This window comes from Luteipulveratus mongoliensis, from assembly GCF_001190945.1.
GTDB lineage: Bacteria > Actinomycetota > Actinomycetes > Actinomycetales > Dermatophilaceae > Luteipulveratus > Luteipulveratus mongoliensis.
The window spans coordinates 4771647-4795469 of record NZ_CP011112.1 but is presented as its reverse complement, the minus strand read 5'-3'; the positions used below and the strand labels follow the sequence as shown (position 1 = coordinate 4795469).

Here is a 23823-nt window from a genome sequence, read left to right as displayed (position 1 = left end):
TTTTTTTGCCAGAAAGTTCGCACGCCGTGAGTCAGACTCGTCAGCATGTACCTCGACACGGAGGCCTGCGTCCGAGCGGTGAGCTCGCGCGACGCACGCTTCGACGGATGGTTCTACACCGCCGTCCGCACCACCGGCATCTACTGCCGACCGAGCTGTCCGGCCACCACCCCCAGGCCGCGCAACATGGTCTTCTACCCGAGCTCCGCTGCTGCCCAGGCCGGCGGATTCCGCGCCTGCAAGCGCTGCCGTCCGGACACGAGCCCCGGCTCACCGGAGTGGAACTGCCGCGCTGACCTGGTCGCTCGGGCGATGCGGCTCATCGCCGATGGCGTGGTCGATCGCGAGGGAGTGGTCGGCCTGGCTCGCCGACTGGGCTACAGCGTTCGCCAGATCGAGCGGCAGGTGCGCGGCGAGCTCGGGGCAGGACCTCTCGCACTGGCACGCGCGCAACGAGCGCAGACAGCTCGACTGCTGGTCGAGACCTCGGACCTGCCGATGTCCGACGTCGCCTTCGCCGCCGGCTTCGGCAGCATCCGGGCCTTCAACGACACGGTCCGTGAAGTGTTCGCGAGCTCGCCTCGGGACATGCGTGCTCGGGTCCGGCGCGGCGCGCCCGCGGCGGTCGGCGAGCCGTCCGCGACGTGGCATCAGATGCACCTGCGGCTTCCCTTCCGGCGACCGCTGCTGCCGGACAACCTGTTCGGGCACCTCGTCGCGACGGCCGTGCCGGGTGTGGAGGAGTGGCGAGACGGCGCGTACCGGCGGACGCTGCGGTTGCCCCACGGCCCGGCGGTGATCGCCCTCTCGCCGCAGCCGAACTACATCAGCGCCCGGCTGTGGCTGTCCGACCTGCGCGACCTGATGGTGGCGACGAGTCGCTGCCGCTGGCTGCTCGACCTGGACGCCGATCCGGAGGCTGTCGACGCGGCTCTCTCCCTCGACCCGCGACTGGCGCCGCTCGTCGCTGCGGCACCCGGCCGACGCGTACCTCGGTCCGGGGACGCGGACGAGATGGCGATCCGCATCGTCCTCGGCCAGCAGATCTCGACCAAAGCGGCACGGACACATGCAGCGCGACTCGTGCAGGCGTACGGCGATCCGCTCAAGGAGCCGGTGGGCGGTCTGACGCACCTCTTCCCGGAGCCGGCCACGCTCCGTCGTACGACCCCGGAGCACCTGGCGATGCCGGCGTCTCGGCAGCGCACGCTGCTCGCGATGGCCGAGGCGCTTGCCGAGGACGCGATCGACCTCACGGCCGGCGCCGATCGAGAAGTGACAAAGGCTGCCCTGCTTGCCCTCCCCGGAATCGGCCCGTGGTCGGTGGAGTCCATCGCGATGCGTGCCCTCGGAGACCCGGATGCCTTTCCGGTGAGCGACCTCGGCATTAGAGCCGGGATAAAGGAAATAGGCGTGTCGGACAAAATTGCGTCCATCCTCGAGGAGTCCCTCGTCTGGCGTCCGTGGAGGGCATATGCAGCCCAACACCTGTGGGCGACCTCCGACCACGAGATCAATCGCATGCCGAAGGAGCAGTGATGAAGGCCATGAACAAGAGACATCACCTCATCAAGGGCACGCTGATCGGAGATGTCACGATCGTTCTCGAGGGCGACGGACTCGTCGCGGTCTATATGACCGAACATCGCCACGCACCTGATCGGTCGACCTTCGGGCCCGTGGTGGAGGATGACGCCCTCGCCGAGACGGTCGAGATCCAGCTGCGCGCCTACCTCGCCGGCGAGCGCGACGACTTCGATCTGCCCCTTGCGCCGCACGGCACGCCGTTCCAGCAGAAGGTGTGGCAGGCGCTGCTGCAGATCCCCTACGGGGAGACGGTGACGTACGGCGAGCTGGCGGCCCGGATCGGGTCACCGGCGGCGAGCCGCGCGGTCGGTCTCGCCAACGGCCGCAACCCGATCTCAGTGATCGTCCCGTGCCACCGGGTGATCGGGGCGGACGGCAGCCTGACGGGCTACGGCGGCGGTCTGGAGCGCAAGCAGGCCCTGCTCGAGCTTGAACGTGAGCACGCCGCGGCCACGCTGGTCTGACCGCCCGCGAGCCCTTCGGGGCCGCGGGTATCCTGATCCTCGCCCTTCCCGACAGTTCGAGGTGTGCAGTGTCTGACCTGTGGAGCAGTCTCTGGCCTTATGTTGCCGCGCTCCTACCCACCTGCGGACTGCTCTATCTCTTCTATCTGGTGATGAAACACATCATGGAGGGCGACCGGCGCGAGCGAATAGCACACGCGCAGTGGGAAGCAGACCAAGATTCTCTGTCAAATTCCTCAAAGCAATTTGAGCGGAACGAATAAAATGTGCCCATTCGTTCGTTAGTGTGATCAGACACCATCTCTCGGAGGAGATCACACTTATGGCTCAGAAGATTCAGGTTCTGCTCGTCGACGATGTCGACGGTGGGGAAGCGACCGAAACGGTCACGTTTGGCCTGGATGGGGTGAACTACGAGATCGACTTGTCGACAGGCAATTCGGCTCGTCTACGCGACCAGCTCGCCACGTGGATCGGCCACTCGCGCCGCACCGGTGGTCGCCGTTCCACGGGCGGCCGCCCCGCCGCCGGCGCACGTCAGGACCTCAACAAGGTCCGCGAGTGGGGCCGTGACAACGGCTACACCGTGAGCGATCGAGGTCGCGTCTCGCGCGAGCTCCAAGAGGCCTATGACAAGGCGCAGGACTGACCCCACAGCCTGCACCAACGCGCGTGATCATCCAGCGCGCCTGCACGAGAGCCAGCCGCACCAGCGGCTGGCTCTCCGTTGTTGCCGTGGACGGACCGCTGGAGATTCGCTGCAGCACCGTGGTCGAGGAGCAGCGACGCGGCCTCGACCCGACCGGCGCCTGGCGGGACGGCTGTGCGCGAGACCTGCAGCGCCAGTACGGCGCCCGCGTGTCCCCGGCCGTCAGCGCAACGTTCGTGCTCCAGTGGTACGCCGGTGCCGTGGCTTCCGCGATGGCGCACCTCGCCGTGGCGTCGCGCTACCTGCTCGACATGTCGCCTGAACGCCTCTCGCTGGGTCTGAGCGCCCCTGGTGGCTATCCGACCGAGGTCGGTGTCCAGCCCGGGCCGGTGTCGCTCGAGCCGCGGCTGCGCGACCGCGAAGCGATGCTGCGGAGGGCGTACGACCTCCACGTGGGCGAGTTCGCCGAGACCTACGCGGCTGACGTGAAGATGAGCAGTCAGCACCGAGCCGGTTCGGTCGAGGATGCCTGGCAGAGCGCGTGGGCGGCCGCGACTCGAGCTGCTCTTGGCTGGCCGACCACGGATCGGTGGCGCGCGTCGTGCTGCTTCATCTATGCGCTGCCCGGCGCGCACGAGTGCGCGCGCTGCCCTCGTCTGCGTCAGGAGCGCTGAGGCTCGGACTCGACGCCGATGACGAGCTTGCGCAGCAGGTCCGCGAGGGCGACCTTCTCGTCGGCAGTGAGCGCGGACAGCAGATCGGTGTCGTGTCTCTCCTCGCTCCTGGCGTGCTGCTCGAACGCCGCCGACCCGGCCGTCGTGAGCCGCACGCGGACCCGCCGCCGGTCACCGTCACCGTGGGAGCGGGCGATCAACCCAGCGTCCTCGAGCGGCCCGAGCCGGGCGGACAACGCGCCGCGCGTGAGGCCGAGCAGATCGGCCAGCTGGGACGGACTCGCTTCATAGGGCGGCCCGCCGCGGCGCAGCATCAGCAACAGCTTGAACTGGCCGTGACGCAGGCCGTCCTCGTCGAGCACGGTCCGTCGCGAGGCGGTCATCCGCCGGCTGAGGATGCTGATACGCGCTAGGACTGCCTCGTTGACCGGATCGAGCCATGGCAGCTCGCGGGTCCATCGGGCGACATGCTGGTCGACGGAGTCCTCCACGATGCCCTCCTCAAAGTAGTTTCCTTGTAGATAGTTTTGGAGATTACTACCGTCGCAGATATGACGACTACGACGACCGCCACCGAAGTGACCGTCCCGCTCGACACCTGTATCGCGTCGGCTCGCGAGCTGTCCCGAGCAGGACGCTGGACGACCGCACAGACCCAGCTCGACCAGGTCCGTACGACGACGCCCGAGGCTGCCGCAGCTCTTGCGCTCGCCAGCGCTGCCGTCGCTTACGAGCGGGACTACGCCACGGGTAGCGCCACCTTCCAGGACCGCCTTCGCGAGGCTGAGCGTGCGGCCGCAGCCGTTGGCCCAGACGCCGAGTCGCGTTGGGACCTGGACTTTCTCGTCCTTCAGTACGACTACAGCACGCTGATCTTCAACGGCGGCGCCTTCCGCCCGGGTCCGGTGGGCAAGGATCCTGCTGTGCTCGCCGAGCTCAGGTCTCGGGGAGCGAGCCTTCGGGATCGAGCGCCGGACGTCGTACGAACTGGGTGGGGAGAGCAGTACCTCGGCTTCATCGCCGACAACCTGTACGGCGAACGGGACGTGGCACCAACGCATTACGAGCGTGCGCTGGTCGCGGGCGAGAGCGGCGACGACCTGCTGACTCGAGAGGCGCTGCGGCACCTCGGTGACCATGACCACGACGACGGCAGGGACGAGCTTGCCCTCGAGCGATGGGGTCGGGCGACCGCGCTGGGTGCTCGGGCGGGCTACACATCCGGAACCCTGTCGCAGCAGATGCTGCTCGCGGTGCTGGCCCGCGACAAGGGCGATGAGGCGGGCGCCGTCGCGCTGGCGACCGAGATCGAGCGCTGGGCGACCGCGATGGGGGCCCTTCGCGTGGCGGCCCGGGCTCGGGACTTCCTGGCAGGCATCGACCCGACCGCTGCGCCGGACGACGCGGACCGCTAGGCGTTCAGTTGGTCGGCGAAGAGGTCACCGTGCTCGTTGAGGCGCTCGAGCACATCGTCAATGTCCAGCTGGCGCAACGCATCTCGGTCTTCGGCGCCCTCCTCGATCTCGTCCCAGGTGCGCGGAGCTGCGACGGTGGGTCGCTCCTTGCCACGCACTGAGTAGGGAGCAATCGTGGTCTTGGCGGCGACGTTCTGCGACCAGTCGAGCAGCACCTTGCCGGGCCGCAACGACTTGGTCATCTTCCACACCACACTGCCGGGCTGTTCCTTGGTCAGCTCCTGGGCGATGCCCTTGGCCCACTCGCGCACGTCGTCCGACGTTCGCGTGCCGTCGAGGGCGGCGTACAGCTGCATGCCCTTGCTGCCTGAGGTGACTGGAACGGCCGAATAACCTTCTGTCGCAAGGCGATCGCGTACGTCGATGGCCACCTTGGCGCACTCGTGCAGCCCTGCGGGGGAGCCCGGATCGAGATCGATGACGAGCCGGTCAGGGTTGACCGGCTCGCCATCGGCGACGCGCCACTGCGGGACATGCAGCTCGATGGAGTTGAGGTTGATCAAGTAGGTCAGCGAGGCGAGGTCGCTCACCAGCGGGTAGGTCACCTCGCCCCCGCCGCGTGAGCCGTGGCCTTCGATCGTCACCCGGTCGAGCCAGGACGGCGCGCCGGACGGCATGTTCTTCTCGAAGAACATGATGTCCGAAACCCCATGGGGCCAACGGATTCGGGTCAGCGGCCGCTCCTCGATGACCGGGAACAGCACCGGCGCGACCTGGGCGTAGTAGTTCAGCACTTCACCCTTGGTGGTCTCCGTGCCCGGGAACATGATCTTGTCGAGGCTGCTCAGCTTGAGGCGCCGCCCCTCGACCTCGACCGTGACGTGTTGGGTGTCAGGCATCCGTCGTGTCCGTTCGCATGAGTTCCTCGACGGTCAGGTCATGTCGTACGCCGCGCCAGCTCGGCTGCCGTAGCCGACCGGTGTCGGCATGGCCGTGGTGCTCGACGTCGACCACGAGGGTGGGCTCGACCCAGGTGGTGCCGACCTGGTCCTCGCGGGGGACCTCGTCGACGAACGGGTTGCCACCGTCGGGCAGCTCTTGCAGCTGCGGCAAGAGGTTCGCGCCGGTCTTGCCGGCCAGGCCGCTGCCCATCCGGCCCCGGAAGATGACACCGGCCGGAGTCGGCGTGCCGAGCAGCACCGCACCCAACCGGTCGCGGCTCTCCCTCTCGTAGCGCCACCCGCCGATGACGTACGACCCGGTGTGCCGGTTGACGATCTTGAGCCAGTCAGCGGAGCGGCGGCCAGGGGTGTAGGTCGACGTCCATCGCTTGGAGACCACGCCTTCCATGCCCTGCTCGCCAGTCGCCGCCAGCAGGGTCGCGCCGTCGTCGAACGTGGGCGGAACCTGCACCCATGGACTGCCAAGCCCGGCGCCCTCGAGCAGCTGCCGACGCTCGCGCAACGGCCGCGATGTCACCGGCGTACCCATGACGCGCAGCACGTCGAAGACCATCAGTGTCACTGGCGACGTGACAGCGAGCTCGTCCGCGACCCGAGGGTTGGTGACGTTGAAGCGCTCGGCGAGGGGCTTGAACGACGGCAGACCCTCGCGCATGACGACGAGCTCGCCGTCGAGGAGCAGGTCGTCGTACGCGGTGAGCCCCGCAGCCTCGCGGGCGAGCTCTGGGAAGGCGATCGTGACGTCCCGGTCGGTACGCGACGCAACTCGTACGGAGCCGGCCTTGACCTCGACCAGGACGCGGAATCCGTCCCACTTGACCTCGTGGCACCAGCCTTCGCCGGTGGGCACCCTGTCGGATGGGGTGGCGAGCATGGGGCGCATGGGGCCATCCTTGCAACATGCGTGCGATCTGGAAGGGCGCTGTCTCCTTCGGCCTTGTCAACGTGCCGGTGCGGTTGTACTCCGCGACCGAGAACCATGACGTGTCATTCCGTCAGGTGCATCGGGAGGACGGAGGGCGGATCAAGTACAAGCGGACCTGCAGTGTCGATGGCGCGGAAGTCGCGTACGACGACATCGCCAAGGGCTACGAGACGGAGGATGGCCAGATGGTCGTCCTCACCGACGAGGACCTGGCCGACCTGCCGATCAGCACGAGCCGGGAGATCGCGGTCGACAAGTTCGTGCCGATCGACCAGATCGACCCGATGTACTACGACAAGTGCTACTACCTCGAGCCGGACAAGGCCGCGGTCAAGCCGTACGTCCTCCTCCGCGAGGCGTTGACGCAGGCGGATCGCGTTGCGCTAGTTACGGTTTCGCTGCGTACGCGGATGACGGTCGCCGTGCTGCGTGTCCGCGACGACGTCATCACTCTGCAGACGCTGCTGTGGCCCGACGAGGTGCGGCAGCCCGACTTCGGCGTCCTCAAGGAGGCCGGTGACGAGGTCAAGCCCGCCGAGCAGGCGATGGCCCAGATGCTGGTCGACTCGCTTGCCGGTGACTACGAGCCGGATGAGTACGAGGACGACTACGAGGCGGCGGTCAAGGCTCTCGTGAAGGCCAAGGTCGAAGGCGGCGAGGTCAAGGCCGCACCCGAGGAGGCCGACACCGGTGGCGAGGTCGTCGACCTGCTGGCCGCGCTGCAGCAGAGCGTCAACCGCGCCAAGGAGTCGCGCGGCGAGGCCACCGACGACGCCAAGCCCGCCAAGAAGGCGCCTGCCAAGAAGGCTGCCGCCAAGAAGGCACCCGCCAAGAAGACGGCGAAGAAGAAGGCCAGCTAGCCGACGCCTGGCGCGGCCGACACCAGGAGGCCGTACGCCGCCAGCTCGCCGATCGCGTCCTCGATGAGTCGGCGGGCGTCGGGGTGCGATCCGTGGTCAGACACGCACCGGCGTATGAGGTCCTCGATCCCGACCGGCTCGGCCGTGGCCAGCCAGATCGTGGCACCCAGCCCCGAGAGCCGGATGGGCGACGCGCCGATGAGCACCAGCACCTCGCCATCGGCCTCGACCGCGTCGGTGTACGCCCCACGCGTCAGCAGGGCAGTCGGATCGATCCGTACGTCGGTCGGTTGCGCCTCCGCATACGTCTCGTCGAGGGCCTGGCTGGCCGTCGGCGGGTGGGCGGTGCGATCGACTGCCATCGGCTCCGACGTCTGGAGCGTGTCGACGAGCAGCTGGGTGGCGTCCTCGATGTCGCGGTAGTGCAGACGTCGTACGCCGCCGGTCGCCTCTGCGAGCGCGGCCAGCCGTTGCAGGGGGCGAGTCAGGCGGGGCAACGCGGACGTCTGCGGGATGAGCGCGACGAGGGCGTCGAGCAGGCGCACGGGCTCGAGGTGCGGCGGTTCGTTGCGGTCCGGGACGCGTTCGAGGAGGACGAGCAGCGCGACCTCCGGCTGGGTCGGGCAGGGCACGAGGCCGAGCTCGTCGGGTCCGTGCTGGCTCTTGTCGTAGGGATCGCTGGCGTCGATGACCACGGACAACGGCTTGGCGTAGGGCAGCGCGACCAGATCCTCGCTGAGTGCGACGGTCTCGTCGGTGACATAGCCGAGCGTGCGGCACAGCCGTGCCGCGGCGGTGGTCTTACCCGTGCCGGACTCGGCGACCAGCACCATCGTCCGACCAGTCTGCGGGTCGGCGGCGCCGGCGGCGTGCAGCAGGAGCCGATGGCCGGACTGGGCCTCGATCCCGGCCTGCGTGACCCTCGTGGTGACGCGGTACTCCGTCTGGTCGGCTCCGTCTTCGGCGACCAGACGGCCGGTGAGGTCGATGGTCACGGCGGGAACGTCGTACGCCGGCCGGCCTCTCAGGCAGCGCGACCACTGGCGCTGCAGCCTCGATGCCAGCTCGGGCGACGCGAGGACGTCGACCGACACTTCCAGGACTTCCAGCCGTACGACCTCGCTCACGCGGCCCAACCTAGGCGCTGGGCCGTTTGTCCGGGTCTCAGGGGAAGCGGCCCGGCCGCCCGTCTCGTACGGCGAACGCGTCGATTTCGCCCTGGGCTGAACGCCCTGTAGGAACACTGTGATCAGGCGCCGCGTTGGCACGCTCAAGAAGCAAGGACCTGGGGAATGCTCAGCCGCCCAGGCTGCGCAAGTAGCATCGTGGGTGCGACCCCGGTACGCGAGGAGACGACATGTTCGAACGGTTCACCGACCGCGCCCGGCGAGTGGTGGTGCTCGCCCAAGAAGAGGCGCGCATGCTCAACCACAACTACATCGGCACCGAGCACATTCTGCTCGGCCTGATCCACGAGGGCGAAGGCGTTGCTGCAAAGGCTCTGGAGAGCCTCGGCATCTCGCTGGAGTCCGTGCGTGAGCAGGTTCAGGAGATCATCGGCCAGGGTCAGCAGACCCAGTCCGGCCACATTCCCTTCACGCCGCGTGCCAAGAAGGTGCTCGAGCTTTCCCTGCGCGAGGGTCTGCAGCTCGGCCACAGCTACATCGGCACCGAGCACATCTTGCTGGGCCTGATCCGCGAGGGCGAGGGCGTTGCCGCCCAGGTCCTGGTCAAGCTTGGCGCCGACCTGTCCAGCGTGCGGCAGCAGGTCATTCAGCTGCTGTCGGGCTACCAGGGCAAGGAGCCCGCGGGCGCCGGCGTCGGTGGCCAGAGCTCCCAGGAGGGTTCGCCCGCTGGGTCGCTGGTCCTGGACCAGTTCGGCCGCAACCTGACGCAGGCTGCCCGCGAGGGCAAGCTCGATCCGGTCATCATGCGCGAGAAGGAGATCGAGCGCGTGATGCAGGTGCTGAGCCGACGCACCAAGAACAACCCTGTCCTCATCGGCGAGCCCGGCGTCGGTAAGACCGCCGTGGTCGAGGGCCTGGCCGCGGACATCGTGCGCGGCGACGTGCCCGAGACGCTGAAGGACAAGCAGCTCTACACGCTCGACCTCGGCTCGCTGGTCGCTGGCAGCCGCTACCGCGGTGACTTCGAGGAGCGCCTGAAGAAGGTCCTCAAGGAGATCCGCACGCGCGGCGACATCATCCTGTTCATCGACGAGATCCACACCCTTGTGGGTGCGGGTGCCGCCGAGGGTGCCATCGACGCAGCCTCGATCCTCAAGCCGATGCTGGCTCGTGGCGAGCTGCAGACGATCGGTGCGACCACGCTCGATGAGTACCGCAAGCACATCGAGAAGGACGCCGCGCTGGAGCGTCGTTTCCAGCCGATCCAGGTGGCCGAGCCGACGATCAGCCACGCGATCGAGATCCTCAAGGGTCTGCGCGACCGCTACGAGGCGCACCACCGCGTGACGATCACTGACGCTGCGCTGGTGGGCGCGGTCAACATGGCCGACCGCTACATCAACGACCGGCACCTGCCGGACAAGGCGATCGACCTGATCGACGAGGCCGGCGCCCGGTTGCGCATCCGCCGGATGACCGCTCCGCCGGACCTGCGCGAGTTCGACGACAAGATCGCGTCCGTGCGGCGCGAGAAGGAGTCGGCGATCGACGGGCAGGACTTCGAGAAGGCCGCGTCCCTGCGCGACGACGAGAAGAAGCTCATCGACGCCAAGGCGCGCCGTGAGGGCGAGTGGAAGGCCGGCGACATCGATGTCGTGGCCGAGGTCGACGAAGAGCTCATTGCCGAGGTCCTGGCGGCGAGCACCGGCATCCCGGTGTTCAAGCTGACCGAGGAGGAGTCCTCGCGGCTGCTCAACATGGAGGAAGAGCTGCACAAGCGCATCGTCGGCAACGACGACGCGATCAAGGCGCTCTCCCAGGCCATCCGTCGTACCCGCGCTGGTCTGAAGGACCCGCGTCGTCCCGGCGGCTCGTTCATCTTCGCCGGTCCGACCGGTGTCGGTAAGACCGAGTTGGCCAAGACGCTCGCGGAGTTCCTGTTCGGCGACGAGGACAGCCTGATCACCCTCGACATGTCGGAGTTCTCCGAGAAGCACACCGTGTCGCGGCTGTTCGGCTCGCCTCCCGGCTACGTCGGCTACGAGGAGGGCGGGCAGCTCACCGAGAAGGTGCGCCGCAAGCCGTTCTCGGTCGTGCTGTTCGACGAGGTCGAGAAGGCTCACGCCGACATCTTCAACACGCTGCTGCAGATCCTGGAGGACGGTCGCCTGACCGACTCCCAGGGCCGGGTGGTCGACTTCAAGAACACCGTGATCATCATGACGACCAACCTCGGTACGCGTGATATCGCCAAGGGCGTCTCGCTCGGCTTCTCGTCGGGCAACCAGGCCGGCACGGGCTACGAGAAGATGAAGTCCAAGGTCATCGACGAGCTCAAGCAGCACTTCCGGCCTGAGTTCCTCAACCGTGTCGACGACACCATCGTGTTCCCGCAGCTGAGCCAGGACGAGATCGTCCAGATCGTCGACAACATGATCGGGCGCCTCGACGAGCGGCTCAAGGACAAGGACATGGCGATCGAGCTCACCCAGCCGGCGAAGGAGCTGCTGGCCAAGCGGGGTTACGACCCGGCGCTGGGTGCCCGTCCGCTGCGTCGCACGATCCAGCGTGACATCGAGGACGTGCTGTCCGAGAAGATCCTCTACGGCGAGCTCGGTGCCGGCGAGATCGTGCTGGTCGGCGTCAAGGGCGAGGGCAAGACCGCGGAGTTCACCTTCGAGGGCACGCCGCGGGCCACCGCTCCGGACTCGATCCCGGTCGAGACGGTCGAGACCGCTGAGGCGGCCGGAGCCGGTGGCGGCGCCACCGCTGCGCCGAGCGACGTTCAGGACAGCTGAGCAACAACTCGTACGACAGGACACGGGCCGGGTGCACCACGCACCCGGCCCGTGGCCATGCCCAGCGCTTACGGTGTGACCATGTCTCGCGTCGTTTTCCGTACGACCGTCGCAGCCCTCCTGGTGGCGACGACGATGGTCGCGTGCTCGGACTCCGACGACGGCGCCAAGGGCAGTCGTACGCCAACCGCAGGCACTCCCGGCGCGTCCAGCCCCGGTAGCGCCTCGGCCGCTGCCTCGAGCAGCGGCTCGAGCGGTCCGGTGCTGCCGGTGGGCAACGGCACTCTCACACCGCAGGTCATCGCTCGGCTCGGCAAGACGCACCTGACCGACGCGGAGATGGCGGCCGGCGCGAAGGGCACCTGGAAGGGCACCCAGATCGGCACGCTCACTCAGGGTGCGGACGTCTCGCTGACGGTCAAGGATGCGCAGGGCTGGAAGATCGTCGGCGGCTGGTGGCCATCGAAGGGACTGCCCGGTCCCTACCTCGGAGGCAAGCGGCACGTCGTCGCCCTCGGTTCGGACGCCCGACAGGGGCAGGACATCCAGCACAGCCGGGCGGACACCATCCAGGTGATCGGCCTCGACGGACACGGTGGTGGCGGGATCCTCGGGGTGCCGCGCGACTCCTTCGTCCGGCTGCCGAGCGGTCGCAGCGGCAAGATCAACGGCGCGATGTCCGGCGGCGGCCCGACCGCGATGGCGAAGACCGTGTCGTCGACCATAGGCATCCCGCTGCAGGGCTACCTGCTGACCGACTTCGTCGGCTTCGAGCGGGCTGTGTACGCGATCGGCGGCATCCCGGTCACCCTCAAGCGCCCGATCAAGGACGTGCCCGCCGGCACGCACAACCTCACCGGCCCGCAGGCGCTGACCGTGGCTCGCGAGCGCAAGTCGCTGCCCGGCGGCGACTTCGAACGGTCAGCCAACCAGGGGCTCGTCCTGATGAGCGGCTACGCCAAGGTCCGCAGCCAAGGGCCGGCCAAGCTGCCCGCCCTGATGACCGCGATATCTCCGCACCTGTCGACCAACCTCGACACCGCGCAGGTGCTGACGCTGCTCGCGAGTGCCTACCAGGTCAACCCATCGCGGCTCGGCCGCACGGTGGCGGACGGGCAGTCCGGCCCCGGTCCGGGCGGAGCGTCGATCGTCCGTCTCACCAGCAGGGCCCGCGCCGACTTCGCGGCCTTCCGCGACGGCAACCTCTAAGACATGGACGACACCCAGGCGACCACGCGCCCGACCCCAGCCTCCCCGGAGCAGCCGCACATCGTCGTACGCCGGGCGCGCGCCGCCGACGTGCGTCGGATCCGCGAGCTCCTGCAGCCGTACGTCGACCGGCGCGCGATCGTGCCCAAGCCGGCGGTCGCGTACTACGAGTCGCTGCAGGAGTTCCGGCTGGTCGAGCTCGACGGTCGGCTGGCCGGCTGCGGCGCCCTGCACGTGATGTGGGACGACGTCGCCGAGGTACGCACGCTGGCCGTCGCGGAGGAGGCCAAGGGGCACGGTGTCGGCGGCCTGCTCCTGCAGACCTTGCTCGACGAGGCGAGGGAGATCGGCGTACGACGGGTGTTCTGTCTGACCTTCGAGGTCCGATTCTTCGGGCGGCACGGTTTTCACGAGATCGAGGGGCAGGCCGTCGAGCCGACGGTCTACGCCGAGCTGCTGCAGTCGTACGACGAAGGTGTTGCGGAGTTCCTTGACCTGGACCGGGTCAAGCCCAACACCCTCGGCAACACCCGCATGCTGATCGACCTCTGATTTCGGCGCCAGCGCTTACAGTGAGTGAGTTGGTTGATACAGGGGGCAGGGATGAGGACCAGCCCAATTGATGTGAATTCGTTCTGGCACAACGGTTTTCAGGTTCTGCCGCGGATCTACTCGGGGGAGGAGATCGCGCAGCTGCGGCAGGCGGCGTACGACTCGCACGGCTCCGGGGGAGACCTGCTGGTCAATCCTCGGCTGCGCCACGTACTCACCGACGGACGGCTGGCCGAGGTGGCCAGCACGTTGCTCGGCACGAGCGACATCCACTACGGCGGTGACAGCTCGTTCACCATCAACTGCACGCAGCGCGGGTTCCACAAGGACAACGCCGACCGCGACGACCCGGCCGCCCCCGACTGGCGCGGCAGATATACGCAGCTGCGCTTCGGGATCTACTGCCAGGACCACACCCGGCACACCGGCGGGCTCAACCTGCGGGTCGGCTCACACGAGGTCCCCAACACGGTCGACGGGCGCAACCATTACGTCAAGGTGCGCCCCGGCGACCTGGCGGTGTGGAGCATGCGAATCACCCACAGCGGCAACGGGATGCTGCTCAAGCTGCCCTTCGCGCACTACCCGCTGCCGTCGCGTCAGCCGCGCTACCCGAGCTGGTCGGTGGCCCCGGCCGATGGGGACCGGGTCGCGATCTTCGTCCACCTCGGCGCCAACGACGAGCACGCGCAGCGTTACGGCGACTACCTCAAGACCCGCTCCTACATCGTCGACGCCTGGCGCCAACGACCGTACGACGAGGAGTCACGTCACGCAGCGTCGGCGGCTGGCCTGTCGCTGCGGGACATGCCGGATGAGGTCATCGGCGATCCCGCGGCCGGCAAGAACGACGCCTGGGCACCGATCCCGTACTGACGGCACTCACCCGGATGGTCCGGCTGAATCCGTTGGTGCTATGGACTTTTCGTCGTTGATATAAGGAACCTCTCCACTGCTGGCCAAGTCGTAGACCTGGAACACACCAGCGAGGGCGGCGGCAGGGTCGCCCTAGAAGGAGGAGATCCTCGTGGCACATCCGACCGAGGCCAGCACATCAGCACACCGATTCACCCCGAGCCGTCGAACGGTGATGGGGATGGCCGTTGGCGCGGTGGCTGCCGCTGCCGTCGGTGCCTCCCTCACTGATGCGCCTGGTGCGAGCGCTGAGGACGGTCAGCGCATTCGTCCCCGCTCCGACTGGGACTTCGATGGCTGGGCCAAGCAGGTCGACAGCGTCGCGCGCGGTGAGCGCACCCACTTCGTCGTCCACTGGCAGGGCCCCAAGAGCAACTGGTTCAAGGACCTGTTCAAGGAAGACGAGATCAAGAACGGCCCCGGCGCTCCGAAGCAGATGCACAAGCTCGCCAAGGAGGACGACGGCCCGGGTATCGAGTACAGCTTCGTGATCACCCAGCACGGCGAGATCTGGGAGGGCCGCGGATTCGACCTGCTGGCCGGAGCGGTGGAGAAGTTCAACACCCCGTCCATCTCGGTGCAGATCCACATCCGCAAGGGCGAGACGCCCAGCAAGAACGCGATGAAGGCGCTCGAGTGGCTCTACTTCGAGTCCAACCGCGTGCTGAGCCGCTCCAAGGACGGCTCGCAGATCAAGAAGGCTCTGCAGATCACCGGCCACAAGGACCACTTCGGCACCGAGTGCCCCGGACCGGACCTGGAGGACTGGGTCAACAACGACGGACCGCGCCTGGAGGGCGAGGCGCAGGCCGACTTCGCGGCGCCGCCGTTCGAGGGCGGTACGACTGTCGAGCCTTACCCGGGCGAGCAGGCATTCCGGATCGGCAAGTCCGACCCAGCCGTGGTCACCCTCGACAAGGCCCTCATCAAGAAGGGCTACACCAAGCACAACGACGGCAACGGCTATCAGGCCGGCGAGACCTTCACCGAGTCGACCCGACTCAACGTGCGCGACTTCCAGCTCGCGCAGGGCTGGACCGGTAGCGGTGCCGACGGCTACCCGGGCCCGAAGACCTGGGACAAGCTCGTCAACTGACGCACCCCGCTGGTCGAGTAGGCCCGGAGCGCCAGCGGAGGGCCGTATCGAGACCAAGGCTCCTGGTCTCGATACGCCGCTCGGCTAGCGCCTCGCGGCTACTCGACCAGCGGAGGCTCAGCGGGAAGCGGCGTAGACGCGACGGACGACGTCCTCGATGTCCGGCTCCTCGATGGACAGGTCGAGCACCTCGACCCGCTCCGACACGGCCGCCAGGACCTTGGCTGCGGTCGTCTGTTCGGCGTCGAACGCCAGCCGCTGCTGCAGGCCGCGGCTCTCGCTGCCGAGGTGCTGGGTGTCCGGCACGTCGACCAGGTCGGCCGTGGCCTCGGCCAGGTCCACGACCATGACCCGCTGCGCACCCACGGTGCGCGACAGACCGACGAGCGTGCCGTCGTACGCGAGAGACCCGTGATCGACGACGAGGACCCGGTCGCACAGCCGCTCGATATCGCCCATGTCGTGCGTGGTGAGCAGGAGGGTCGTGCCGTGCGTACGCCGCTCCTGGACCAGGAACTCGCGCAGCCGTTGCTTGGACAGCACGTCCAGACCGATGGTCGGCTCGTCCAGGATCACCAGCTGCGGAGAGTGCAGGAGCGCCGCGGCGAGCTCGGCGCGCATCCGCTGGCCGAGCGAGAGCTGACGGACGGGCGTCTCGAGGTACTCGCCCATCTCGAGCTGCTCGATCAGCTCGCTGGTGCGCTCCCGCTCCCGCTCCGGTGAGAGGCGGTGGATGGCGGCGAGGATGGTGAACGACTCCGCCACCGGAAGGTCCCACCACAGCTGCGACCGCTGCCCGAACACCACACCGACGTGACGGGCGAGCCGGCGGCGCTCATCGACCGGGTGCAGTCCACACGTCTTCACCTCGCCGGCTGTCGGGACGAGGATGCCGGTGAGCATCTTGATGGTGGTCGACTTGCCGGCACCATTGGCCCCGATGTAGCCCACGGCCTCGCCGGCGTCGATGCTGAAGGTCAGGTCGTCGACGGCCGTGAGCTTCTTGCGGGTGAGCCCGCTGCGGATGCTGAACTCCCTTGTCAGCCCACGTGTTTCGATGATTGCGGTCATCCTCCACCTCCTCGGTAGTGGCGCACTCCCCAGCGCCAGAAGATCAGGGCCATCGCCCAGGACCAGATCGCTGCGACCGGTGTGCACCAGCCGAGCCAGGACGGCAACCACTCGGGACCGGGCAGGTCAAGCAGCTGCAGGACGGGCAGGTACGCGATGAATGCCATCGGGAAGAAGAACCCGAAGACCACCTTGAGCGGGCGAGTCCAGACCGCGGCCGGCTGGGTCGCGGCGTAGCGGCCGCCGTAGACGAACGCGTTGGTCATCTCGGCGCCATTGATCAGGAAGAACTGCAACCCGGCCGCCCACACGAACATCGCTGAGCACACACCGATTCCGCTCACCACGGACAGTGCGAGCAGCCCGACCTTGGCCACGCTCCAGTCGATGTCGTTGGCGATCAACGCGATGACGATGCAGGTGAGTCCGACCGCGGCCCGGGTGAGGCGCTTGAGACTGATGTCGCTCGCGATCAGCTGCAGCAGCAGCGGCTGTGGTCGCAGGTAGAACACGTCCAGCGTGCCGGCGCGCAAGTAGGTCGGCAGGTTGTCGCAGTGTCCGAACGCCAGATCGGCCAACGAGAAGCAGAAGTCGGCGATCCCGAAGACCAGCAACACCTGGATGAAGGTCACTCCACCGAGGCTGTGCACGTTGTGGAACAGCACCCAGACCTCGGCCAGCTCGATGAACCCGATCAGGATCGAGCTGCCCAGGTCGATCCGGAAGTTGGCGCGATAGCTGCGCTGCGCGCGCATTCGTGAGGCCAGGACGGCGGTGTACGGCGCGAGCCGCCCCCGCGTTGTGCCGCCCGCTTCCCGCGTCAGAAGGTCAACCACCCTGCACCTCCAGCTTCTGGCGACCGGCGGACGTCAGGGAGTGCCCGACGAGACCGGTGAGCGCGAGCCAGAACACTTGGAGCCCGACGAGCTGGAGGCTCTCGAACGTGTCAGCGCGACCCGACAAGACGTCGATCGGGTACATCATCATCGACGGGAACGGGGTGGCTTCGGCGAGCACTCGCAACCACGTCGGGAACAGTGAGATCGGCACGAACAGGCCGGCGAGGAACCCCGACACGATCATGTAGAGCACCTGGACGCCTCGGGTCTCGATCATCCAGAACCCAGCAGTGGCAACGAGATACACCGACGTGCAGCCGATCGTGATGCCGAGGATCACGCTCAGCAGACCCAGGACGTACGGCAGGGGAGTGCTGGGCATCGACATGCCGACGAAGACGACACCCAGCAGCACGCTGGGGATGCCGCGAGGGATCAGCGCAAACAACGCCTTGCCCACCTCCGTCACGACACTGGCCCCTTGCACGTCGAGCGGGCGCAGGAAGTCGATGGCGATCTGACCGTCCTTGATGCGGTCGGCGATATCGCTACGTCCATGCAGGTTGACGGATCCGAGCAGGCCTTGCGAGAGCCAGATGTAGGCACTCATCGAGGCTTGGTCGTAACCGTTCAGCTGGCCACCAGCAGCGCGCACCGTCGCAAAGAGGACGGCGACCTTGAGGAACCCGAAAGTGGCATTGGCAATGAGCCCGCCGAGAGCGGCGAGCCGATAGGTGGACTGTTGGCGGAAGCCGGCGACAAGGAGCCGCCAGTACGTTCTGAGGCCGGCACGCACAAACGCAGGAACTTACCGTCGTACGCCGCCTCCCGCAACCCGAGTCGTACGACGGAGCCGGCCCAGGCGCGGCTCTAGGGTGGGCTGCATGTCTGATGCGTCGCAGCAGCCGCAGTTCATCATCGTCATGGGTGTGTCCGGGTCGGGCAAGACGACCGTCGCCAAGGGCATCGCCGAGCGGATGGGCTGGATCTTCGCCGAGGGCGATGAGTTCCACTCCAAGGCCAACGTCGAGAAGATGAAGAGCGGCCACCCGCTCACCGACGAGGACCGCTGGCCGTGGTTGAAGGCCATCGGCGCGTGGATTGATGAGCACGAGAGCGGCGGCCGGAGCGCGATCATCACCTGCTCGGCGCTGAAGAAGACCTACCGCGACCTGCTGCGTGACGGACGTCCAGGTGTGCGGTTCTGCCACGTCGACGTCGACCGGACGGTGCTCGAGGAGCGGCTGTCCAAGCGCAAGGGCCACTACATGCCGGCGTCTCTGCTCGACAGCCAGCTCGCCGACCTCGAGCCGCTGCAGAAGGCCGAGCCCGGTGTCGTCGTGCACGCCGAGGGCGACGCCGACGAGGTCCTCGAAGAAGCACTCACGGCACTCGGACTGCAGAACGTCGACGCCTGAGGATTTCTCCTGGTCTTGGACAAATCCGAGCGGGTTTGCGGGACGCTGTCGGCATGGGCAACGAAAACGATTTCCCGGACAGGCGAGTAGGCCGACGCGGCCTGCTGGGCGCGGCGGCGGTCGGCGCCGGCGCCCTCTCTCTCGGCACCGCGGCGAGCGCGGCTGCTCAACCCGGTGACAGCAGGCCCGGCGGACGACGCTTCCGGTGCGGCGCCGACGTCGCGGCCGCTGCCTCGTGGCAGGTGTTCGCCGGACAGCGCATCGGCGTCATCACCAACCCGACCGGCGTCGTCCGGGACGGGCTGCGCAGCATCGTCGACGTCATGGTCGAGTCCGGCAAGGTCGAGGTCGGCGGCGTCTTTGGTCCCGAGCACGGCTTCCGCGGCACGGCCCAGGCGGGCGGGTCGGAAGAGACCTACGTCGACGAGCGCACCGGCGTCACGGTCTACGACGCCTACGGCGCGACCATCGACAAGTTCGCCGGCTACTTCGCTACGGCCAAGGTCGACACCATCGTCTTCGACATCCAGGACGTCGGCGCGCGGTTCTACACCTACATCTGGACGCTCTACAACGCGATGGCCGCAGCCGCTAAGACCGGCAAGCGATTCGTCGTACTGGATCGCCCGAATCCTGTTGGGGGACAAGCGAAAGGGCCGGTCCTGAAGGACGGGTTCACCTCCGGCGTCGGGCTCGACAAGATCGCCCAGCAGCACGGCATGACAGCCGGAGAGCTCGCCCGGTTCTACAACGGCGAGTTCATGACGCGAGTGGCCGGCAAGAAGGTCGAGGACCTGTCCGTCGTCCAGGTCGAGGGCTGGTCGCCATCCAGCCTGTACGCCGACACGGGCGGGCCATGGATCCTCCCCTCTCCCAACATGCCGACCCCGGATACCGCTCTGCTCTATCCGGGCACGTGCATGTTCGAGGCGACCAATCTGTCCGAAGGGCGAGGAACGACAAGGCCTTTCGAGCTGATCGGTGCGCCGTACGTCGACTACCGCTGGGCGCAGCTGCTCGCCAAGGCGCGGGTGCCTGGTGTGGAGTTCCGCGAGGCGTACTTCACCCCCACGTTCTCCAAGAACGAGGGCAAGGTCTGCGGAGGCGTGCAGGTGCACATCAAGGACCCGCAGCGCGTGGACGCCATCCTCACGGCGACCACGATGATGACCACACTGCGCGACCTCTACCCAGGCTTCGACTGGCGCGGTGATGCGGGCCGGTGGATCAACCTGCTCACCGGCTCGGACCGGTTCCTGAAGATGTTCACGGCGAAGGCGAGCGCGCGAGACATCGTGGCGGCGTGGCAGCCCGAGCTGCGTGACTTCGACCGGACGCGTCGGCAGTACCTGCTCTACCGCCGCTGAGCAACTCCGGCGAAAGTTGATGGCGGGCACAGGTATGCGTGTGCGGCTCACCAACTTTTGCCGGGTCAGCCGGGCAGCCGAAACCTGTTGTCCTGCAAGGGTTCTACGAGACCGTCGCTGACGAGCCCATCGAGGCAGCGTTCGCGTTGGAGCTCGTCGTCCCAGACCTGTTCCAGCTGCTCGCGCGGCACTGGATCGGCGCTGTCGCGCAGCAGCTGGAGCAGGCGCCCTCGGACCTGACGGTCCGTTCCGGCCCAGGCCTGGCCACGTCGAGGCGGTCCGTCGTACGCCGGCCGCCCGGCCCGCACCCAGGCGCACGTCTCCCGGACCGGGCACTCGTCACAGCGTGGGCCGCGGGCGGTGCAGATGAGGGCGCCGAGCTCCATGACCGCGACGTTCCAGACGCGGGCCGCGTCCGGGTCGGTGGGCAGGAGCTCGGCAGCGAGGTCGCTCTCGGCGCGCGACAGGGACGGGGCGGCGTGCTCGACACCGGTGACGGCCCGGGCATGCACTCGCCTCACGTTGGTGTCGACGACTGGCACCCGGGCTCCGAAGGCGAAGGCCGCGACGGCTGCCGCCGTATAGGTGCCGACGCCCGGAAGTGCCTGCAACTCCTCAAGATTCGACGGCACCTCGCCGTCATGCCGATCGACCATCGCCGTCGCTGCGCCATGCAGACGCAAAGCCCGGCGCGGGTAGCCCAGACGTCCCCACGCGCGTACGGCCTCACCCGACGGCGAAGCCGCGAGGGCGGTGGGCGTCGGCCAGCGCGACATCCACTCGTGCCACACGGGTTCGACGCGCACGACGGGCGTCTGCTGCAGCATCACCTCAGAGACGAAGATGCCCCACGGCGAGCAGTCGGCTCGGCGCCAGGGCAGATCACGCTGCGCACCGGCGTACCAGTCGATGATCGTGCGCTGCAGGTCGACCAAGCTCAGACGTAGCGCTCGAGGATGCTGGACTCGGCCAGTCGTGACAGGCCTTCGCGGACAGCGCGGGCGCGGCTCTCGCCGACACCCTCGACCGCGGTGAGGTCGTCGAAGTTGGCGGCCAGGAGCTTTTGCAGCGTGCCGAAGTGGTCGACGAGCCGGTCGACGATGGCGCCCGGCAGCCGCGGCACCTTGGTCAGCAGGCGGTAACCGTGCGGGCTGATCGAGGCGTCCAGGGCCTCACCCATCACCGGGAAGCCCATCGCGCGTGCGCCGGCGGCTGAGTCGAGCAGGTCGGTCGAGGACAAGGTCGAGAGCCGCTCCATCGCCTGCGCGACGGTCAGGTGCTCGCGGGTGCTCTCGATGTAGTCGCGGATGACCAGCTCGCGGTCGTTGCCGAGGCCGCCGACGAGCTCTTCGAGCTGGAGCGACATCAGCCGTCCGTCGGTGCCGAGCTCCACAACGTATTGGTCGATCTCGGCGCTGATCCGGCGCACCATCTCCAGGCGCTGCAGCACATTGGCGACATCGCGGACGGTGACGAGGTCCTCGATCTCCAGGGCTGACAGCGTCCCGGTGACCTCATCGAGGCGGGACTTGTAGCGCTCGAGCGTCTGCAGCGCCTGCGCCGAACGGGACAGGATCGCGTTGGAGCCCTCGAGCACGTGGCGGGTGTTGCCGACGTAGAGCGCGACGATCTGCATCGACTGGCTCACCGAGACCACGGGGAAGCCGGTCTGCTTGGCGACCCGTTCGGCGGTGCGGTGCCGGGTGCCCGACTCGCGCGTCTCGATGCTGGGATCGGGCACCAGCTGCGTGGCCGCGTGCATGATGCGGGTGATGTCGCGGTCAAGGACGATGGCGCCGTCCATCTTGGCCAGCTCGCGAAGCCGCGTCGCCGAGAACTCGATGTCGATCGGGAAACCGCCGGTGCTGATCCCCTCGACGACCTTGTCGTGACCCAGCACGATGAGGGCTCCCGTACGTCCGCGCAGGATGCGCTCGAGGGCATCGCGCAGCTCGGTGCCTGGGGCTACTGCGGCGAGGGTCTCGCTCAGCAACCGCTCGTCGGATCGCTCCACGCGGGCGAGTCTAACTGCGGACTGCCGGGTAGGGTGCCGCGCCTGCACGCACGGCGTCGATGGATGTGTCACTCTCGTGTACTGGGCCTTCCCGCACAGAGCGGGATGCCGGCCACAGCCGTGCAGCGGGCCACAGGCCACCAGCAGGGAGATGTGCAGTGACGCAGCAGGACGTAAACCTGACCGATCAGACCGCGACCCGCGCAGCCGTACCCCTTGGTGCTGATGCGGTCGACTCGGCTGGTCAGACCGTCACGCGTCATGAGGAGCGGCTCGACGTGCAGACGGCCAAGGTCGCCTCCAGCAGAGTACGCATCGGCAAGCGGGTCGTCACCGAGACTGTCCAGGTGCCGGTGCAGGTCCGCCGCGAGATCCTCGTCTACGAAGAGCTGCCCGCAGAGGACGGCGCCCCCGTCGAGTCGTCGGCGCCGGCCGAAGGCGCCGTGGACGCCGGTGAGCCGACCTCGCGCCGCGCTCGTCGCTCGGCCCTCGGTGCGGATGAGTCGGCCGGGCCGACCGAGGTGGTGCTCCACGAGGAGCGCCCGGTGGTCAGCCTGCAGACCGTCCAGGTCGAGCGGGTCCGCCTGACGACGACGACGACCGACGCGCAGCACACGGTCACCGAGCCGGTGCGCCGCGAGCAGGTCGAGCTCGTGCACCAGACGCCGACCGCTTCCTGACGCCAGACGTACGACGGCCGCCCCTCTCCCCGGAGGTGGGCGGCTTTCGTACGTCCAGATATGGACAAGAAATGGGCGGCGTGGAGGGAACCGAACACCGCGCAAGGGCGGCGCAAGTGGCGTGCAAGAGGGGTTTGCGACGGTCGAGGCCGTGCGATCCACGGGGGGTCGCCACTGTTTCCTGAGGGGGAAATGATGAGGACTCGAACACGCACCCTGTCCGTGTCGATCGCGGCGTTGAGCGCGGCGACTGCCCTGTCTCTCGGCGGTTACCAGATCAGCCACGCATCGGCGGACCAGCGGTCCGGCGGCCATGCTCAGCGCGGCATCACCCCACACATGTACCCGCCCGGCGACGGCCCCGGCCCGAGCGGCGGTCGCTCCAGCGACGGCTACCCGGACTTCCGACTGCCGTTCGCCTGCAACTCCAAGGCACTGCTGCAGACGTACAAGGGCCATAACCCGGACGACAAGAAGATCGACATGACGGTCTACGGCAGCGGCCGTGGCACGCCGATCCTGGCGTCGGCCGCGGGTGTGGTGCACGAGCAGTTCAACCCGGGCGGTGTCGAGATCGATCACGGCAACGGCTGGTTCACGGTCTACCTGCACATGCAGTCCCACGTGCAGCCGGGTACCCGGGTGAAGGCGGGCGACAAGATCGGCGAGATGGGCGACGTCGGCACGCACGCGGTTCACCTGCACTACGAGCAGCTGTACGCCGGTCCGGGCGCCACCGACGGTGACACCGAGGACATGGTGAACCCCAAGCTGCAGGGCCGAGGTCCGATCGTCATGAAGGTGGGCGTGCCCATCGACATGGTGAGCACCAACTGCGGTGGTGGCGGCACCCAGCCGCCTCCTCCCGGCAACCCGAAACCGTCCGGCAAGTACTGGGTGGACACCTTTGCCAACGCGAGTGGCTCCAGCAGTCCCGGCGGCTCCAAGACCGGGACGCTGTACGCCGGCAAGAACTACGTCTTCTGCAAGAAGCAGGGTCCGGCCGTGACCAAGAGCGACGGCACCAACCACTGGTGGCTCAAGACGGACCTGGACGAGGGTCCGGCCGGCCAGTGGGTGTCGGCGTACTACCTGTCGAAGTGGGGCAACAACGAGGCGAAGGACAACAACGGGACGACGATTCCCAACTGCTGATCCGCCGCGCACCGTCGGTCCGCCTGGCTCCTCTCACCGGGCGGAC

Annotated in this window: 24 protein-coding genes; 15 read left to right on the top strand and 9 right to left on the bottom strand. The window is 67.8% G+C overall.

Annotation, left to right across the window (positions count from 1 at the left end):
- The first annotated feature begins 45 nt into the window (after window positions 1-45).
- The 4 genes from VV02_RS22805 to VV02_RS22790 all read left to right on the top strand — a co-directional run bounded on the left by VV02_RS22805 (window position 46) and on the right by VV02_RS22790 (window position 3374).
- Complete coding sequence (locus VV02_RS22805; RefSeq protein ID WP_052595375.1) at window positions 46-1539, top strand: AlkA N-terminal domain-containing protein; 1494 nt, start codon at window positions 46-48, stop codon at window positions 1537-1539.
- Window positions 1539-2051 carry a methylated-DNA--[protein]-cysteine S-methyltransferase gene (locus tag VV02_RS22800; protein WP_083450372.1) on the top strand — a complete coding sequence of 171 codons (513 nt, stop codon included), beginning with the start codon at window positions 1539-1541 and terminating at the stop codon, window positions 2049-2051. Before VV02_RS22805 ends, VV02_RS22800 begins: the two co-directional genes overlap by 1 nt.
- 322 nt (window positions 2052-2373) lie before the next feature.
- Entirely contained in the window at window positions 2374-2700 is a 327-nt protein-coding gene (locus VV02_RS22795; protein ID WP_052595373.1) for a histone-like nucleoid-structuring protein Lsr2, read from the top strand.
- A gap of 23 nt (window positions 2701-2723) precedes the next feature.
- Window positions 2724-3374 carry a (2Fe-2S)-binding protein gene (locus tag VV02_RS22790; protein WP_052595370.1) on the top strand — a complete coding sequence of 217 codons (651 nt, stop codon included), beginning with the start codon at window positions 2724-2726 and terminating at the stop codon, window positions 3372-3374.
- Here VV02_RS22790 and VV02_RS22785 read toward each other — a convergent pair.
- Window positions 3362-3865: a MarR family winged helix-turn-helix transcriptional regulator gene (locus VV02_RS22785; RefSeq protein ID WP_052595368.1), complete on the bottom strand. Its 504-nt coding sequence runs from the start codon at window positions 3863-3865 to the stop codon at window positions 3362-3364. The genes VV02_RS22790 and VV02_RS22785 overlap by 13 nt on opposite strands.
- A gap of 60 nt (window positions 3866-3925) precedes the next feature.
- Between VV02_RS22785 and VV02_RS22780 the strand changes: the two genes are divergently transcribed.
- Complete coding sequence (locus VV02_RS22780) at window positions 3926-4789, top strand: hypothetical protein (RefSeq protein ID WP_052595367.1); 864 nt, start codon at window positions 3926-3928, stop codon at window positions 4787-4789.
- Here the strand turns inward: VV02_RS22780 and ligD (VV02_RS22775) are convergent.
- Entirely contained in the window at window positions 4786-5688 is a 903-nt protein-coding gene (gene ligD / locus VV02_RS22775; RefSeq protein ID WP_052595364.1) for a non-homologous end-joining DNA ligase, read from the bottom strand. The two genes, VV02_RS22780 and ligD (VV02_RS22775), sit on opposite strands and share 4 nt — an antisense overlap.
- Window positions 5681-6634: a non-homologous end-joining DNA ligase gene (gene ligD / locus VV02_RS22770; RefSeq protein WP_052595362.1), complete on the bottom strand. Its 954-nt coding sequence runs from the start codon at window positions 6632-6634 to the stop codon at window positions 5681-5683. Before ligD (VV02_RS22770) ends, ligD (VV02_RS22775) begins: the two co-directional genes overlap by 8 nt.
- A 17-nt stretch (window positions 6635-6651) precedes the next feature.
- On the opposite strand from ligD (VV02_RS22770), the gene ku reads away from it, so the two are divergent.
- Window positions 6652-7536, top strand: coding sequence for a non-homologous end joining protein Ku (gene ku, locus VV02_RS22765; protein WP_052595360.1), 885 nt, complete (start codon window positions 6652-6654; stop codon window positions 7534-7536).
- On the opposite strand, the gene VV02_RS22760 is transcribed toward ku, so the two are convergent.
- Window positions 7533-8663, bottom strand: a complete 1131-nt coding sequence (locus tag VV02_RS22760; RefSeq protein ID WP_052595358.1) for a hypothetical protein — start codon at window positions 8661-8663, stop codon at window positions 7533-7535. The genes ku and VV02_RS22760 overlap by 4 nt on opposite strands.
- Window positions 8664-8893: 230 nt before the next feature.
- Here VV02_RS22760 and VV02_RS22755 point away from each other — a divergent pair, with 230 nt between their 5' ends.
- The 5 genes from VV02_RS22755 (at window position 8894) to VV02_RS22735 (ending at window position 15233) form a co-directional block, all read left to right on the top strand.
- On the top strand, window positions 8894-11461 hold the full coding sequence (locus tag VV02_RS22755; RefSeq protein WP_052595356.1) for an ATP-dependent Clp protease ATP-binding subunit: 2568 nt from the start codon (window positions 8894-8896) through the stop codon (window positions 11459-11461).
- An 81-nt stretch (window positions 11462-11542) separates the two neighbouring features.
- A complete protein-coding gene (locus VV02_RS22750; RefSeq protein WP_169787740.1) occupies window positions 11543-12670 on the top strand; it encodes an LCP family protein in 1128 nt (375 codons plus the stop codon).
- A gap of 3 nt (window positions 12671-12673) precedes the next feature.
- Window positions 12674-13222 carry an amino-acid N-acetyltransferase gene (locus tag VV02_RS22745; protein WP_052595352.1) on the top strand — a complete coding sequence of 183 codons (549 nt, stop codon included), beginning with the start codon at window positions 12674-12676 and terminating at the stop codon, window positions 13220-13222.
- Between the two features lie 51 nt (window positions 13223-13273).
- Window positions 13274-14098 carry a phytanoyl-CoA dioxygenase family protein gene (locus VV02_RS22740; RefSeq protein ID WP_083450370.1) on the top strand — a complete coding sequence of 275 codons (825 nt, stop codon included), beginning with the start codon at window positions 13274-13276 and terminating at the stop codon, window positions 14096-14098.
- A 151-nt stretch (window positions 14099-14249) separates the two neighbouring features.
- Window positions 14250-15233 carry a peptidoglycan-binding protein gene (locus VV02_RS22735; protein WP_083450369.1) on the top strand — a complete coding sequence of 328 codons (984 nt, stop codon included), beginning with the start codon at window positions 14250-14252 and terminating at the stop codon, window positions 15231-15233.
- Between the two features lie 117 nt (window positions 15234-15350).
- Here the strand turns inward: VV02_RS22735 and VV02_RS22730 are convergent, their stop codons facing one another.
- From VV02_RS22730 to VV02_RS22720, 3 genes are read right to left on the bottom strand one after another with little or no spacing between them, the layout of a single operon-like run.
- Window positions 15351-16304: an ABC transporter ATP-binding protein gene (locus VV02_RS22730; protein WP_052595347.1), complete on the bottom strand. Its 954-nt coding sequence runs from the start codon at window positions 16302-16304 to the stop codon at window positions 15351-15353.
- Complete coding sequence (locus VV02_RS22725; RefSeq protein ID WP_245633168.1) at window positions 16301-17140, bottom strand: ABC transporter permease; 840 nt, start codon at window positions 17138-17140, stop codon at window positions 16301-16303. The genes VV02_RS22730 and VV02_RS22725 overlap by 4 nt, the downstream gene beginning before the upstream one ends.
- Complete coding sequence (locus tag VV02_RS22720) at window positions 17133-17939, bottom strand: ABC transporter permease (RefSeq protein ID WP_052595346.1); 807 nt, start codon at window positions 17937-17939, stop codon at window positions 17133-17135. Before VV02_RS22720 ends, VV02_RS22725 begins: the two co-directional genes overlap by 8 nt.
- A gap of 88 nt (window positions 17940-18027) precedes the next feature.
- On the opposite strand from VV02_RS22720, the gene VV02_RS22715 reads away from it, so the two are divergent.
- Window positions 18028-18561, top strand: a complete 534-nt coding sequence (locus VV02_RS22715; RefSeq protein WP_052595343.1) for a gluconokinase — start codon at window positions 18028-18030, stop codon at window positions 18559-18561.
- 53 nt (window positions 18562-18614) lie between these two features.
- Window positions 18615-19928, top strand: a complete 1314-nt coding sequence (locus VV02_RS22710) for an exo-beta-N-acetylmuramidase NamZ family protein (RefSeq protein WP_052595342.1) — start codon at window positions 18615-18617, stop codon at window positions 19926-19928.
- 65 nt (window positions 19929-19993) lie between these two features.
- Here VV02_RS22710 and VV02_RS22705 read toward each other — a convergent pair whose 3' ends face one another.
- Together VV02_RS22705 and disA are read right to left on the bottom strand one after the other, a co-directional pair.
- The gene (locus VV02_RS22705) at window positions 19994-20863 is read right to left on the bottom strand and encodes an HhH-GPD family protein (protein ID WP_281177322.1); all 870 of its coding nucleotides are present in this window, start codon (window positions 20861-20863) and stop codon (window positions 19994-19996) included.
- A 2-nt stretch (window positions 20864-20865) separates the two neighbouring features.
- A complete protein-coding gene (gene disA / locus VV02_RS22700; protein ID WP_052595338.1) occupies window positions 20866-21942 on the bottom strand; it encodes a DNA integrity scanning diadenylate cyclase DisA in 1077 nt (358 codons plus the stop codon).
- 158 nt (window positions 21943-22100) lie between these two features.
- On the opposite strand from disA, the gene VV02_RS22695 reads away from it, so the two are divergent.
- Together VV02_RS22695 and VV02_RS22690 are read left to right on the top strand one after the other, a co-directional pair.
- Window positions 22101-22622: a YsnF/AvaK domain-containing protein gene (locus VV02_RS22695; RefSeq protein WP_052595336.1), complete on the top strand. Its 522-nt coding sequence runs from the start codon at window positions 22101-22103 to the stop codon at window positions 22620-22622.
- A 195-nt stretch (window positions 22623-22817) separates the two neighbouring features.
- Window positions 22818-23777 carry a M23 family metallopeptidase gene (locus tag VV02_RS22690; RefSeq protein WP_169787739.1) on the top strand — a complete coding sequence of 320 codons (960 nt, stop codon included), beginning with the start codon at window positions 22818-22820 and terminating at the stop codon, window positions 23775-23777.
- The last annotated feature ends 46 nt before the right edge of the window (window positions 23778-23823 follow it).